Origin of the sequence: Loktanella sp. DSM 29012, assembly GCF_900110705.1 — a bacterium.
Taxonomy (GTDB): Bacteria; Pseudomonadota; Alphaproteobacteria; order Rhodobacterales; family Rhodobacteraceae; genus Loktanella; species Loktanella gaetbuli.
In genome coordinates this window covers 162,882-176,172 of the sequence record NZ_FOEJ01000003.1, presented here as the reverse complement: position 1 = coordinate 176,172, position 13,291 = coordinate 162,882, and the positions used below count along the sequence as shown (strand labels likewise).

13 protein-coding genes are annotated in these 13,291 nt (G+C 61.4%); 4 read left to right on the top strand and 9 right to left on the bottom strand.

What is annotated here, in order from left to right:
* Window positions 1-41: 41 nt before the first annotated feature.
* From BMX27_RS08185 to BMX27_RS08160, 6 genes are all read right to left on the bottom strand, one after another.
* Window positions 42-1,679 (bottom strand): BCCT family transporter, encoded by a 1,638-nt coding sequence (locus tag BMX27_RS08185; protein WP_090159375.1) that lies wholly within the window; start codon window positions 1,677-1,679, stop codon window positions 42-44.
* Window positions 1,680-1,752: 73 nt separating this feature from the next.
* Window positions 1,753-3,408, bottom strand: a complete 1,656-nt coding sequence (locus BMX27_RS08180) for a BCCT family transporter (protein WP_090159374.1) — start codon at window positions 3,406-3,408, stop codon at window positions 1,753-1,755.
* Window positions 3,409-3,494: 86 nt separating this feature from the next.
* The gene (gene acuI / locus BMX27_RS08175) at window positions 3,495-4,478 is read right to left on the bottom strand and encodes an acryloyl-CoA reductase (protein WP_090159373.1); all 984 of its coding nucleotides are present in this window, start codon (window positions 4,476-4,478) and stop codon (window positions 3,495-3,497) included.
* A 125-nt stretch (window positions 4,479-4,603) separates the two neighbouring features.
* Window positions 4,604-5,197 carry a DinB family protein gene (locus tag BMX27_RS08170; protein ID WP_090159372.1) on the bottom strand — a complete coding sequence of 198 codons (594 nt, stop codon included), beginning with the start codon at window positions 5,195-5,197 and terminating at the stop codon, window positions 4,604-4,606.
* Window positions 5,194-5,889: a DUF1326 domain-containing protein gene (locus BMX27_RS08165; protein WP_177172684.1), complete on the bottom strand. Its 696-nt coding sequence runs from the start codon at window positions 5,887-5,889 to the stop codon at window positions 5,194-5,196. The genes BMX27_RS08170 and BMX27_RS08165 overlap by 4 nt, the downstream gene beginning before the upstream one ends.
* Window positions 5,890-5,900: 11 nt before the next feature.
* Window positions 5,901-6,647 carry a DUF2182 domain-containing protein gene (locus BMX27_RS08160; protein ID WP_090159637.1) on the bottom strand — a complete coding sequence of 249 codons (747 nt, stop codon included), beginning with the start codon at window positions 6,645-6,647 and terminating at the stop codon, window positions 5,901-5,903.
* Window positions 6,648-6,783: 136 nt separating this feature from the next.
* Between BMX27_RS08160 and BMX27_RS08155 the strand changes: the two genes are divergently transcribed.
* Complete coding sequence (locus tag BMX27_RS08155; RefSeq protein WP_090159370.1) at window positions 6,784-7,827, top strand: type 2 periplasmic-binding domain-containing protein; 1,044 nt, start codon at window positions 6,784-6,786, stop codon at window positions 7,825-7,827.
* Here the strand turns inward: BMX27_RS08155 and BMX27_RS08150 are convergent.
* A complete protein-coding gene (locus BMX27_RS08150; protein ID WP_143056801.1) occupies window positions 7,824-8,249 on the bottom strand; it encodes an NUDIX domain-containing protein in 426 nt (141 codons plus the stop codon). The genes BMX27_RS08155 and BMX27_RS08150 overlap by 4 nt on opposite strands.
* Window positions 8,250-8,402: 153 nt before the next feature.
* Here BMX27_RS08150 and BMX27_RS08145 point away from each other — a divergent pair, with 153 nt between their 5' ends.
* From BMX27_RS08145 to BMX27_RS08135, 3 genes are all read left to right on the top strand, one after another.
* The gene (locus tag BMX27_RS08145; protein WP_090159369.1) at window positions 8,403-8,750 is read left to right on the top strand and encodes a DUF4345 family protein; all 348 of its coding nucleotides are present in this window, start codon (window positions 8,403-8,405) and stop codon (window positions 8,748-8,750) included.
* Between the two features lie 68 nt (window positions 8,751-8,818).
* Window positions 8,819-11,290: a penicillin acylase family protein gene (locus BMX27_RS08140; protein WP_090159368.1), complete on the top strand. Its 2,472-nt coding sequence runs from the start codon at window positions 8,819-8,821 to the stop codon at window positions 11,288-11,290.
* 140 nt (window positions 11,291-11,430) lie between these two features.
* The gene (locus BMX27_RS08135; protein ID WP_177172683.1) at window positions 11,431-12,162 is read left to right on the top strand and encodes a GGDEF domain-containing protein; all 732 of its coding nucleotides are present in this window, start codon (window positions 11,431-11,433) and stop codon (window positions 12,160-12,162) included.
* Window positions 12,163-12,174: 12 nt separating this feature from the next.
* Here the strand turns inward: BMX27_RS08135 and BMX27_RS08130 are convergent, their stop codons facing one another.
* Both BMX27_RS08130 and BMX27_RS08125 read right to left on the bottom strand, forming a co-directional pair.
* On the bottom strand, window positions 12,175-12,774 hold the full coding sequence (locus BMX27_RS08130; protein ID WP_090159366.1) for a biotin transporter BioY: 600 nt from the start codon (window positions 12,772-12,774) through the stop codon (window positions 12,175-12,177).
* A gap of 67 nt (window positions 12,775-12,841) precedes the next feature.
* Window positions 12,842-13,261, bottom strand: a complete 420-nt coding sequence (locus tag BMX27_RS08125; protein ID WP_090159365.1) for a DUF6314 family protein — start codon at window positions 13,259-13,261, stop codon at window positions 12,842-12,844.
* Between the last annotated feature and the right edge of the window lie 30 nt (window positions 13,262-13,291).

Below are 13,291 nucleotides of genomic sequence, written 5' to 3'. Positions count from 1 at the left end.
GGGAAAGTGCGGATGCCCTGATCCGGGCATCCGCAATTGCATCACGACTTTGGTTCGCTGCGCAAACCCTTGAAAATCGCGTAGCACATGATCAGCAGCACGATGGTGAATGGCAATCCGGTCGAAATCACCATGGATTGCAGCGATTCCAGGCCGCCTGCTGACAACAACAGAACGATGGCCACAGCACCTTCGAACACGCACCAGAACACGCGCTGCGGCACCGGCGCATCGATCTTGCCACCTGCCGTGATCGTGTCGATCACCAGCGATCCTGAATCCGACGAGGTGACAAAGAACACGATGACCAGCACGATCCCGATGAAACTGGTGATCTGCGCCAGCGGAAGTGCTGCCAGCATCTCGAACAGCTGCACCGGCAGTTCCGCGTCCTGGGCGGCGGTGTAACCGTCCTGCACGACCTGCTGGATGGCGACGCCACCAAAGACCGACATCCACAGCACGCAGACCAGCGACGGGATCAGCAACACGCATGTCACGAATTCACGCACCGTACGGCCGCGGCTGACACGGGCGATGAACATGCCGACAAAGGGCGACCAGCTGATCCACCAGGCCCAGTAGAACGCCGTCCAGCCTTGGACAAAGTTCGCGTCCTCACGGCCGACCGGGTTCGACAGCGCGGGCAGGAATTCCAGATAGGCAAGCAACGACGAGCCGAATGTCGAAAGGATCGCAACCGTCGGCCCTACCAAGAGCACGAACACCAGCAGCAACGCCGCCAGCCCCATGTTGATTTCCGACAGGATTTTCACGCCACCATCAAGGCCGCGCGTGACGGACACCAATGCAACCGCGGTGATCGCGGTAATCAGCAGCACCTCGGTCGTGGCTCCCACGGGGACGCCGAACAATGCGTTCAGACCGGCGTTCGCCTGTGTCGCACCGAACCCCAGCGATGTCGCCAGACCGAACAATGTCGCAAACACGGCGATGATGTCGATCACGTGACCTGTCCAGCCCCAGACGCGTTCACCAAAGATGGGATAGAACGCCGACCGGATCGTCAGTGGCAGGCCCTTGTTGTAGCTGAACAGCGCCAGCGACAGGCCGACAATGGCGTAGATCCCCCAAGGGTGCAGACCCCAATGGAAAATGGTGGCCGCCATGCCCAGCCGGATCGCCGCTTCGGTATCCCCCGCAGCGGCCCCCAACGGTGCCCAGTCCGTGCGCGCGCCTTCTTCGACGCTTGTTCCACCCAAGGCGGTGGAAAAATGTGTCAGCGGCTCGGACACACCGTAGAACATCAGGCCAATGCCCATGCCGGCTGCGAACAGCATCGCGAACCAGCCCAGATAGCTGTAGTCAGCGGTCGCATCCGCGCCACCCAGCCGGACCCGGCCCAGCGGCGAGACAATCAAGAAAAGGCAAAACAGCACAAAGATGTTTGCGGCCGTCAAAAAGAACCAGTCGAATTTCTGGGTGACGGTCGAAAACAGCCAGCTGAATACCGCGCCGGCCTGATCGGGCAGCGCCAGCGTATAGAAAACGAATGCCACGACCGCGGCGCCCGAAATCGCGAAAACCGGGTTGTGGATGTCAAAGGCAATCCGTCCAAGATTGCCTTCAAAGTTGTCTTGACCGATCTCATAATCGGTCTGGATCTGCTCAACAGCGCCTTCCGGGGCGGGAATGCCCTCTGGCGTTACTTCTGTCATCTTGTCTCCTTACCGTTCAGTTAATCCTGTGCGACGATTAGCGGAAAATTGCCCAAGATAAAACCAACCCCACCTATTCAGCGGGATTGGCGACTGCTTCAGCAGCTTTGGCACGGCGCCCGTCACGGTACAGCGCCTTGATCAAAGACAGGCACATCAGCACCATGACGACCGAAAACGGCAGTGCGCCGATGATCATCGCAGTATTGATCGCGTCCAGCCCGCCCGCCACCAGCAAGGCACCGATCACAAAGCCAAGGATGCAGCCCCAGGCGATGATATGCAGTCGGCCCTTTGGCGATTCGTCACCTGCCGCGGCGATCGTGTTGATGATCAAGATCGCGCTGTCGGCAGAGGTCACAAGGTAGGTCAGCAGCAACACGACGATCACCGCGCTCATCAGTTTGGCCAACAATGGCGACAGCATGAAGTTGATCATCGCGAACAGCTGGCTGGAAATGCCCGCACCGGTGATCTGGTCGCCCGCACCACCGTTCAGCGTCAGATCAATCGCCGTCCCGCCGGCAAAGGCAAACCAGACGAAACACATCAGCGACGGCACGATCATGGCCCCCAGCACGTATTCCCGCACCGTGCGGCCACGACTGATCCGCGCCAGGAACAGGCCCACGAACGGCGCAAAGGCAATCCACCAGGCCCAGTAAAAGATAGTCCAGCCCCCCTGCCAACCGGCCAGGGCGTTCTGCATGTTGTCCGCGTCAGTGCCATCAGGACGAAACAGCGTCAGCGACATCGCGGGCAGATTGATCAGATAATCCCACAGCCCCACGAACAGCGACCGAAACGCAAAAAGCGTGGACCCGAACACCAGAAAAAACGCGAGGATGAAAAACGACAGGCCCATGTTCAGGTTCGACAGCCACTTGATTCCCTTGCCGACACCGGACAGGGCGCTCAGGACAGAACAGAACATCACCACGACCAGCGCCGTCAGCATGCCGGCGACAGTCGGCGTCCCTTCGGCGTTCATCAGCCAGGCCGCACCTGTGATGTTGAATACACCCGATGCAAATTGCGAAACGCCGTAGCCGATGGTCACGGCGACCCCCAGGATCGTCGCGATGACAGAGACGATATCGATGACATGACCCAGCGGCCCTTCCAATGCGCGACCGAACAGCGGCGTCAGACCGGAACGGATCGTCAGCGGCAGCCCACGCGAATAGCTGAAAAACGCCAGTGCCAGACCCACGATCGCGTAACATCCCCATGCGGAAAAGCCCCAATGCAGGAACGACCATTTATAGGCAGAAATCACATTGTCAGCCGCGCTGGACGTGGTGGCGCCGGTGATCGTGTCGGGATTGATGCCGAAATGATAGATCGGCTCTGCGGTGGCATAGGTCAGCATGCCGATCCCGATGCCCGCGCCGAACATCATCGAAAACCAGGAAAAACTGCTGAATTCAGGCTTATCGCCCGGCTGACCCAACATCAACCGACCCGTTGTCGGATACAGCGCAAGCCCCAGCGCCGTGACGATGAAAAACGCGACCGCGTACATGTACCAGGGGCCGGTATTCGCGTCGATGGTTGACCGGATGTTGCTCAGGATTTCCCCTGCCTGGATCGACCAGACGGCGGCCCAGACGATCAAGACCCCGATCAGAACCTTGGACCCGACAGAGACGATGGTGTTGAAACCTTCGTAAAATCCGTTGTCGGCGGTCTGAATATCGAGATCGGTAAGGGGTGGCTTCAACGGCATCTGAGAGTCTCCGGTTATGAACAGGAAACTAAACCTAGCCCGCGCCGTCGGATCTGACACCCGACGGCGCGAAATAAAATTGCGCGTCAGTGATTGACGTCGACGACGACGCGCCCGCGCACCTGACCTTTCAGGATGTCCGCGCCCAGCTCTGGCAGATCGGACAAGGTCGCAGGCTGGATCATCGCGTCGAGTTTATCCATCGGCAGATCGGTGGCGATCCGGCCCCACGCCCGCTGACGGTTTTCAAACGGCTGCATGACGGAATCGATACCCAGCAGGTTCACGCCGCGCAGCAGGAAAGGGATCACCGTCGCAGGCAGGCCAGCGCCCCCGGCCAGTCCCACCGCCGCAACTGACGCACCATACTGCATCTGGCCCAGCAGACGTGCCAGCATGTCGCCACCCACCGCATCGATACAGCCGCCCCAGCGTTCGCCTTCCAGCGGGCGTTTGACGGTCTCATTCAGATCGGTACGTGCCACGATCTCGGTCGCGCCCAGCTCGCGCAGATAATCCGCGCTCTCGGGCCGGCCGGTGACGGCAGCAACAGGATACCCCAGATTGGACAGGATGGCGGTGGCCACCGATCCCACGCCGCCAGAGGCACCGGTGACCAGCACCGGCCCATCCTTGATGCCGTGATCCTCCAGCGCCATGACCGCCAGCATCGCCGTGAAACCGGCCGTCCCCACGGCCATCGCCCGGCGCGCATCCAGTCCATCGGGCAGCGGAACCAGCCAGTCCGCCTTGATCCGCGCCTTTTGGGCGTAACCACCCCAATGCGCCTCACCCACGCGCCAACCGGTCAGGACCACCTTGTCACCGACCGCATAGCGGTCATCCGATGACGCCTCGACGGTCCCCGCAAAATCGATGCCGGGCACATGCGGATAGTTTCGCACCAGACCGCCACCCGGACCGATGCACAGTCCGTCCTTATAGTTGACGGTCGAATAGTCGACCGCGACCGTGACCTCGCCCTCGGGCAGATCATCCAGCCCGATCTGTTTCACCTGGGCCGACGTCTTGCCGTCCTCGCCCTTGTCCACGATCAATGCATTGAACATCCCTGTCTCCTCGCTTGTAAAATCTATCCGCCACAGGACACGGTTCCGCATATGCCCGAGCCCGTCGTATCATCTTGCCCAAAATACTCCCGCCGGAGGCACCGACGCCGCAACCCGCGCAAGAATTAGTCCGTTGCGCGCAACATGACATCGCGCGGCCATGATCCCCCGCAGGCCCATCGGTTTTGGTCTCCGCAGGCAGGCAGTGACACGGGTCGCGCGGGCGGCGTCTCGAACAGGTTGACGCTGGGCAACTCACGACCCATCGCCGCCAAATGCGTGCGGATCACTGCCCGCTGATCGGTCTGCTGGTTGAACATGTGCATGACGCAGGCATCCTTTTGCAGGATGATATCCTGCTCGAGCGAAATCGACCAGAACGCGATCTGTTCAAGCAGGTCCACGGAATTGAGCGTATCCGCCCACATCCGCAGCGCACCGTCGGTGCGAAACCGGTCCAGCCACCATGCGCGTATGTCCGGGGTCAATGTCGTGCTCTCGGACAGGTCCTTTGCCGGCGGCTTGATCGCATAAAGCCGCGACAGCCACATGCGGTCCAGCCACAGCAGGTGGTTCACCGCCCCCAGGACCGAGCCGTGAGGCGATGCGATCTTTGCTGACAGTTCGGCATCGGTCATCGTCTGAAAGACGTCCCACAAGGCCTTGTTCTGCCACGCATTGTAGCGAGCCATCATGCGGCAATAGGCGCGGTCGATCACGGCTTGGGACCTTTCCAGTCGATCGGACAGACCTCTGCCGACTTGCCGCCGAAATCCCAGACTCGCCCGTAGTCGCGCACCTTGGATTTCAGGCCGGTGGCCGCGATGATGTCCGGGCCCATCCAGTATTTGCTGTTGGACACCATCACGGGGTGGTCCTTGTCCTTGCCGGCCAGCATCTCGATTTCGCCCTGGATCTTGCGCCCGATGTAGATGCCGCGCCTGTTGCCCTCGCGCACGATCTCGACCTTTTCACGCTCGGCTCCGATGATTTCGGACACCAGCATCGTAAACAGCCCCGTCGTGCCCCCTGCCTGACCGGAAAAGATCTTGAGCAGACCGTTATAGGCCTTTTGGCTGGACCGGTCGTCGAGATAGGCCGCGACCTTCCAGTTGCCTTCGGCCATGCGTCCGGGAATGTCGACCAGCAGGCCAACGTTCAATCCCGACAGATCCTCACCCTCGAAATGGCCTTCGTCGATGGCGATGGCCATCCATGCATGGCAATGCCCTTCGGTGGGGGGATGCGCGCCCAGCGATACGACGCAAGGACAGAAGACCGTGCAGGAACAGTTCAGAAACAGCTCGCCCTTGATGGCCCAATCGGTCGGCTGCATCTTGCGTCTGCGCGGGTTCGGCATCCGGCTGTCGATGCGTTGCGAAATCGGCAGGCGATCGGTCGTCGTGGCCATCGGCATTCCTCTCAGCGCAATGCGACGAACAGGCCACCGGCAATCAGCGCCCATCCCGCAGGTTTGATCAGACGATGCCCGATCTGTGGTAATTTCTCGAACACCATGAACACCGTGGCAAGCCCCATCCACAACAAAGACATCACACCGCCCACGAAACCCAGCGCCATGAACCCCCAGCAACACCCGACGCAGAACGCCCCCAGCCCCAGCCCCATCCGCAGACCGCCACCGAAACCGGGCCGCCAGGACCCCAGGAAATAGTGCATTGGCGCATGACATACCCCGTGGCACACCTCCTTGGCGCGGGTGAACTGAAACGCGCCCACGACAATCAGCAGCCCTGCAGACAGCCAGCGTGACGTAACGGCACCCAGCACATCGACACCGCCAAAGGCCAGCAGGGCCAGTTGTGCCATGGAAATCACCACTGCGAATCCGACCCAGACGATCAGGTATCCTAACAAGACTCCCACCCAGCCCGCACGGCTGCCATCTGCCGACCGCATCAATGCCTCGTATGTCGTCAGGGTCGGCACCATCGTGGGCAACATCATGGCCGCCATCATCACGGCCCACATGGGAAACAACATCCCAAAGGTCGTCAGCGGCATCATGTTGGGCCCGGTCACCCGCCCCCAGACATCCAGCCCCGCCATCATCGACATCATGTAGAGCCAGGCCCAGGACAGCAGGATCGCCACGAAAAAACCCAGCCACAGCGCCGTTCGTATCCCGTGCCGGGCAATCCGTTCCATCACGATCTCCGATTTGTTCAGACAGGTTTTGTGCCAGCGCGCAAACTTGGGATCAAGCCGTGCGATCCTCTCTTGTCGCGACCCGCGCGAGGTTCTAGCGTTTCTGTCGACAACAGGTTCACACAGGGGATGCACCATGACCTTTGCACGTCTACTTGGCACAGCTGCCGCCGTCGCAACCGCCAGCGCTGCGGGTGCGCAGGATAGCGATCTGCTCGTCTTTGACTATCCCGGGTTTGAAAACCCCGAATTCCACCAGGCCTATATCGAGGCACATGGCGACAGCCCCGCCTTCAGCTTTTTCGGGGACGAAGACGAGGCGTTTCAGAAAATCCGGTCCGGGTTTCAGGCCGATGTGGCGCATATCTGTGCAGGATCTGTCACCCGTTGGGCCGAAAGCGGTATCCTGGATGAATGGGACACCAGCCGCATCGACGCTTGGGCCGATCTGGACAGCAACCTGACTGGCGAAAACGTGGCGGACGCCGCCGGTGTGTTCTTTGTGCCGACAGATTTCGGCTCCACCGCCATTGCCTACAACCCCGAAGAGGTCCCGGCAGAGGATGTTGCCTCACTTCAGGTCTTCCAGAACCCCGCCTACGCCGGTCGCATGACCCTGCCCGACAACGTCGACGACGCCTATGCGCTCGCTTATCTGGCGACCGGCGTGGACAACTGGCAGAATGCGACCGACGAACAGTTTCAGGCCGCATCGGACTGGCTGCGCGCCGTGCACCCGAACCTGCGGACCTATTGGACCGACCCCGCGGAACTCGCACAGTTGATGTCGTCTGGCGAAATCCTGGTCAGCTGGGCCTGGAACGAGACCTACCCCACCATGGTCGAAGAAGGCCGCCCCATCGAATTCCAGCGTGAGGCCGCAGAAGGGTCGTCACTGTGGCTGTGCGGCTACGTGAACCTGTCCGACGGCGAAGGCTCCGAGGACAAGGCCTATGACTACATCAACGCCATGCTGGCCGCGTCCTCCGTCGTGCCGCTGCTGGACGCGGGCTTCGGATCATCGAACAAGGTCGCCCTGAACGATCAGGTCAGCGAAGAGGATCTGGCAGCCTCCGGTCTGGAACCGATCGCCGTGCCGGTTCTGGCACAGCTGCCCATGAGCAACGAGATGCGCGAACGTCAGGCAGAGACGTTCGAACTGATCAAGGCCGGCTTCTAAAAACCGGTGACCGGCGGGCGGCCCGACATCGGACCGCCCGCCTGCTGCTTGCGTTTAATGATGCCGCGCAACCCATCCGGATAGAGCGCTGGACCCCCGGGCAGATCGAGTGTGTGAGGATCGACCCAACTGGCGTGACACAGGGTGCCGTTCCCCTCGTGAAATGCGATCCGGTTGACATCGTCAGCTGCGCCAGTGGTCTGGACGTCGATACCCAGTTCTTCCCTGAATTCGCGTATGACAGCCGCTTGCGCCGTTTCGCCAAAATTGACCGAACCGCCTAGCGGCCGCATGCCCTTGATGCGTCCATCATCATCCGGCACCGCTGCCGCCAGCATGGCTGCGCCGCGCCAATGCAACCCAAGCGCCTTGAACCGGATACCTGCGGCGGGTCGCCAGCGATGGATTGCGGTGTCTTGCATATGCATTCCCTCGTGTGCCGCGACGCATGCGCCATTCTTCTGGTCAAAAATATCCTCGGGGGTCCGGGGGTCAAACCCCCGAAAAGGGGTGGGTGGGCGGGGCCACCCACCGCACTAGGTTGAACCGCAACGCAATTTCAAAGGCACATCGCAATGGACATCATCAACATTCTGCTCGCTCTTCTTTCAATCGGTTTCGGTGTCATCGGATGGCTGGCACCGCGCTACACCATGGATGTGCTGGACACCGCGACCAAAAACGACAGCACCATGGGCCTGTCAGAGGTCCGCGCTGCCTCCGGTGCGCTCTTCGTGGGTCTGGGGGTCGGCGCACTTCTGACGGGCCTGCCCGGTGCCTATGCAGCGATCGGGTTTGCCTGGGGCGGCGGTGCCGTGGGCCGGCTCACCTCGATCGTGCTGGACGGTCCCAGCCGCCCGAAATGGATCTTTTTCGCGGTAGAGGCCGTGGTTGGCGTCACGGCGATCGTCATCAACCTGTGAACCCCGCTGGCGCAGGTCCCGCCTAGTCGATAGACAGACGGCCATCGGCGCATACTGGGGGTTTGCACATGGCGTTCATGTTTCGGTGGCTACTGCGGATCGCGACGGGTCTGTTCGTCCTGTTCGTCGCGGCGGTGACGCTGATCTGGTATTTCGCATCGCGGTCTCTGCCTGACTACGAGGGCAATTTTGCCGTCGCAGGTATCTCGGCTCCGGTCGAGATCGTGCGCGATAATGCTGCTGTGCCGCATATCTTTGGCGAAACGGATGCCGACACCTTCTATGCGCTGGGATATGTCCATGCACAGGACCGGTTGTGGCAGATGACCATGCTGCGCCGTACGGCGCAGGGACGTCTGTCCGAACTCTTTGGTCAGCGGACTGTCAGCATCGACAATCTGCTGCGCAGGCTCGATCTGTACAATCTTGCCGTCAGCTCGGTGCAGGCGCAGGATGCGCAGACGATGGACGCGCTGAATGCCTATGCCGCCGGGGTCAATGCCTGGCTGGCCGAGATCAACAGCGGCGCGCGCGGACGCGGCGCGCCCGAAATGTGGGTATTCAATCACGCCATCGCGCCCTGGCAGCCTGCCGACAGTCTCGCCGTACTGAAACTGATGGCGCTGCAATTATCCGGTCAGGCCGACTACGAGGTGCTGCGCGCGCGGACCTCGCTGATGCTGCCGAACGCACGCCTGTCCGATATTCTGCCCGATGATCCATCGTCCGGCGTCGCCGCACTTCCGGAATACAGCGCGATGGTGGGTGACCTGCCGCAACCGACATCCGGCACCAGGGTATACGATGATCCCCTGTCGCCACTGAAGTCACACGAGCTGTCAGGCGCATCCAACGCCTGGGCCGCCGGTCTGACCCGGTCCGCCGCAGGTTCGACACTCCTGGCGAACGACCCGCACCTGGGACTGACGTCGCCGACGATCTGGTATCTGACGCGGTTGCAACTGGAAACGGGCGACGTGATCGGGGCCACGATTCCCGGCCTGCCGGTGGTCCTGTCCGGGCGCAGCGCGGATGTCGGTTGGGGTGTGACCACAGCCTATGTCGACGATCAGGACATCCACCTCGAACAGATCAATCCCGACAACGCCAACCAGTATCGCACGCCGGATGGCTGGGCGGATTTCCGGTCGCGCGACAGCATCATCCGGATCAAGGGCGCGCCCGCGATCACGCTACGTTTGCGCTGGACAGAAAACGGACCTGTCCTGCCCGGAGATGTGTTCGACGTCGGCAGCGTGACACCGCCCGGCCATGTGGCGGCCCTGTCATGGACGGCCCTGTCGGATCGCGACACCTCGGTCAGTGCCGCGATGGCCATGATGCGCGCCCGCACCGTCGAAGGCGCGATTGATGCCGCCGAAGACTACCTGGCACCCGCACAGAACCTGACGCTGGCCGACCGCACTGATGTCGCCATGAAAACCATCGGCATGATCCCGCGACGCGACCCCATGCATATCAGCCGGGGCCGCCTGCCAGCCTATGGCTATTTGCCGGAAAACCGCTGGCAGGGCCGCATGCCCTATGCCGACAATCCCGAATTCGTGGCCCCCGAAGGCGGCATTCTGGGGAATACCAACAACAAGACGGTGGACCGGCCGTTTCCGAACCATGTCAGCTATCGCTGGGGCGATACGCAGCGCATCAACCGCTGGCGTCGCCTGATGCAAAGCCGACAGGTCCACACGCGCGACAGTTTCATCGAGGCGCAGCTGGACACCGTCAGTTTCACCGCGCGCGCCCTGCTGCCGCTGATCGGTGCGGACCTGTGGTTCACCGGAGAGGCTGCCGCTGACGGCACACCCGAGCGTCGCCGTCAGATCGCACTGACGCTGCTGGCCAACTGGAACGGAGAGATGAACGAACATCTGCCCGAACCTTTGATCTATGCCGCCTGGCTGCGCGCCCTGCAAACCCGCCTGATCCAGGATGACCTCGGGCCATTGGCGACCGAATTTACCCATGTCGATCCGGTCTTTGTCGAACGGGTGTTCCGCGACGTGGACGGCGCATCGGCCTGGTGCGACGTGATCCAGTCCGCCCCGGTCGAGACCTGTACGGATATGGCGCGTCTGGCGTTGGATGACGCGTTGCAGTGGATCGACGATTCCTTTGGCACGAACCTGGAAACCCTGCGTTGGGGCGATGTGCATCAGGCGACCCACGATCATCCCACGCTGGGCGGCGTCCCCGTCCTGCAATGGTTCGTGAATATCCGCCAATCGACGTCCGGCGGGGACAACACGTTGATGCGCGGCCGCACTGCAGGCGAAGGTGCTAACCCGTTTCGCAACGTCCATGCCGCAGGCTACCGGGGCGTCTATGATTTTGCCGACCCTGACAGTTCTGTTTTCGTGACGGCCACCGGCCAGTCCGGGCATTTCCTGTCGCGCTACTATGACAACCTGGGGGAGTTGTGGCGGCGTGGCGAATACATCCCGATGTCGCTGGACCCGGCGCTCGCGCGTGGGGCTGCGTTGGGCGTCATGACGCTGGTCCCACAGCAAAATGACGACTAGAGCCTGCTTGCTTTAATCTATTGATAACGAATGCACTCTAAGTCTTTTGCATGTTGCAAAAGCTGCTTTCAGTCATGATTTTCATTGCCCGTTGGATGATGCCAAAGGGGCGGGTCGACCTGATGTTGAAGGTCACGCTGATGACCGTCTTCATTCACCTGTTTTCAGTCAGCGCAGAATGGTTTCTGATCGGACAGATCGCCTACCCGTTCTGGCCGCGTCTGATGCTGACGGCCATTTCGGCATTCCCCTTTGTGGCGATGGTCGTCGTCAGTTTCCACGTTGCAGAGAAAAGCCGCGCGAAACTGCGTGCTTTGGCGAATACGGACACGTTGACCAGTCTGCCGAACCGGCGGGCCTTTATCGCAGCCACCACCGCCGCGATCGACGCAGGCATGCCCGGCTTCCTTGCGATCCTTGATGGCGATTGCTTCAAGTCAATCAACGACACGCTTGGCCATGCGACGGGTGATCGCGCACTTTTGGCCATTGCCGCACAGCTGCATCGGTTGCAGGGCCCCCAAGTCTGCGTTGCACGACTGGGCGGGGATGAATTCGGCATCCTGGTTCTGGCGGAAAACCCGGTTCTCCAACTCGACCACATCGAAAGCGTGATCTGCGCGGGGGTTCGGTTCAGCATTTCAGAGGGTGGACAGGACCTCGTGCTGCGGATGTCGGCCGGTGCTGCCCGATTGACGCCAGATCAGACTGTCATTCGCATCATGGCAGAAGCTGACTGGGCGCTTTATGCCGCCAAAAAGAAAGGCGGCGCATGTCTGGTCTATCGCAAGCAACAGGTTCCGGGGGCCAGGCAATCTGCCATTTTCCATGAAAAAGGGGCACTGCGATCACGCAGCGCCCCCATCACTTGACTGCGGTTGCCGTCAGCCGCGGGCGTTTGCGACCAGCTTCCACAGGCTGGGCACCAGCAGCGCCGCCAGCACCAGCTTGACCAGGTCGCCGACCAGGAACGGTGTCAGACCCCAGGCGAGGATCGGCTGGTCCCAGCCGTACAGCACGCCAAGCCACAGCAGACCCGGAACGTAGATTGCGACATTGCCAGCGATCAACGCGGCAACCATGCCCTTGACGCTGCGGTCATAGCCCGCGCGCGCGGCGTAACCCAGCATCACGGTCGCCAGAACATAGCCCACCAGATAGCCGCCGGTGCCGCCCAGCATGTAGGTCAGGCCGGACGCATCTGCACCGGTGCCTGCGAAAACGTCCAACCCCAGCGCACCCAAGATCATGTAACCCATGATGGTGACCAGACCCAGGCGCGGACCATAGGCCGCCCCCAGCGTCAGCACGGCAAAGGTTCCCATCGTGATCGGAACGGGCCACATCGGCACCTTGATCTTGGCGGCGATCGCAAGGAACGCGATGCCTGCGATGACCAGCGCCACCTGCTTTACCCGCAGGGCCGTGCCTTCGGTCGCGCCAAAGGATTCACCCAGCACTTTATCTGTCAATGTCAGCGCCATGCGCGTCACTCCTGTTCGAACAAATGGTCACTCATGTTTGACGCAGCGTTTGCGGGGGCGCAAGGGCTCAACCCCGGCGATATGCGCTGGTCATGGTATAATTCTTGGCCGGGCCCGTAACGATCCAGACGCTCTGCCACGCGGGCCAGCGCGTGAAATCATAGGTGACGCGGTAATAATCGGCCCCGCAGGGATGGTCCGTGCCTGCCGCCATGCCTTGGGGCGTGAACGCATGAAAATCGCTTCCGTCACTGAACTGCACCGCGATCCCGTCAGCACCAAAGGTCCACAGATAGACCCTCTCGGCCCGAAAACCCGGACCGTCCCCCAGTCGGAGCACACCGGTTTCATGATAGCGCAGACCGCCCGCGCCGTCCGGTGTCAGCACGGCATGGCCTGCAAATGTGCTGCGCTGGCACGCATGCCTGTCGTCGATCTGCCGGGCGATCTGCCATGTGCCCGCGAAATCCTCTTGCCCCAGGGTCATGCCGGTGCCTTTCCATTCCTGCCTGACGGC

Excerpts from the sequence above, each read along its gene's own strand:
- BMX27_RS08185 (WP_090159375.1), bottom strand. The coding sequence starts at position 1,679 with ATGACAGAAGTAACGCCAGAGGGCATTCCCGCCCCGGAAGGCGCTGTT.
- BMX27_RS08180 (WP_090159374.1), bottom strand. The coding sequence starts at position 3,408 with ATGCCGTTGAAGCCACCCCTTACCGATCTCGATATTCAGACCGCCGAC.
- acuI (WP_090159373.1), bottom strand. The coding sequence starts at position 4,478 with ATGTTCAATGCATTGATCGTGGACAAGGGCGAGGACGGCAAGACGTCG.
- BMX27_RS08165 (WP_177172684.1), bottom strand. The coding sequence starts at position 5,889 with ATGGCCACGACGACCGATCGCCTGCCGATTTCGCAACGCATCGACAGC.
- BMX27_RS08160 (WP_090159637.1), bottom strand. The coding sequence starts at position 6,647 with ATGGAACGGATTGCCCGGCACGGGATACGAACGGCGCTGTGGCTGGGT.
- BMX27_RS08155 (WP_090159370.1), top strand. The coding sequence starts at position 6,784 with ATGACCTTTGCACGTCTACTTGGCACAGCTGCCGCCGTCGCAACCGCC.
- BMX27_RS08150 (WP_143056801.1), bottom strand. The coding sequence starts at position 8,249 with ATGCAAGACACCGCAATCCATCGCTGGCGACCCGCCGCAGGTATCCGG.
- BMX27_RS08145 (WP_090159369.1), top strand. The coding sequence starts at position 8,403 with ATGGACATCATCAACATTCTGCTCGCTCTTCTTTCAATCGGTTTCGGT.
- BMX27_RS08140 (WP_090159368.1), top strand. The coding sequence starts at position 8,819 with ATGGCGTTCATGTTTCGGTGGCTACTGCGGATCGCGACGGGTCTGTTC.
- BMX27_RS08135 (WP_177172683.1), top strand. The coding sequence starts at position 11,431 with ATGACCGTCTTCATTCACCTGTTTTCAGTCAGCGCAGAATGGTTTCTG.
- BMX27_RS08130 (WP_090159366.1), bottom strand. The coding sequence starts at position 12,774 with ATGGCGCTGACATTGACAGATAAAGTGCTGGGTGAATCCTTTGGCGCG.
- BMX27_RS08125 (WP_090159365.1), bottom strand. The coding sequence starts at position 13,261 with ATGACCCTGGGGCAAGAGGATTTCGCGGGCACATGGCAGATCGCCCGG.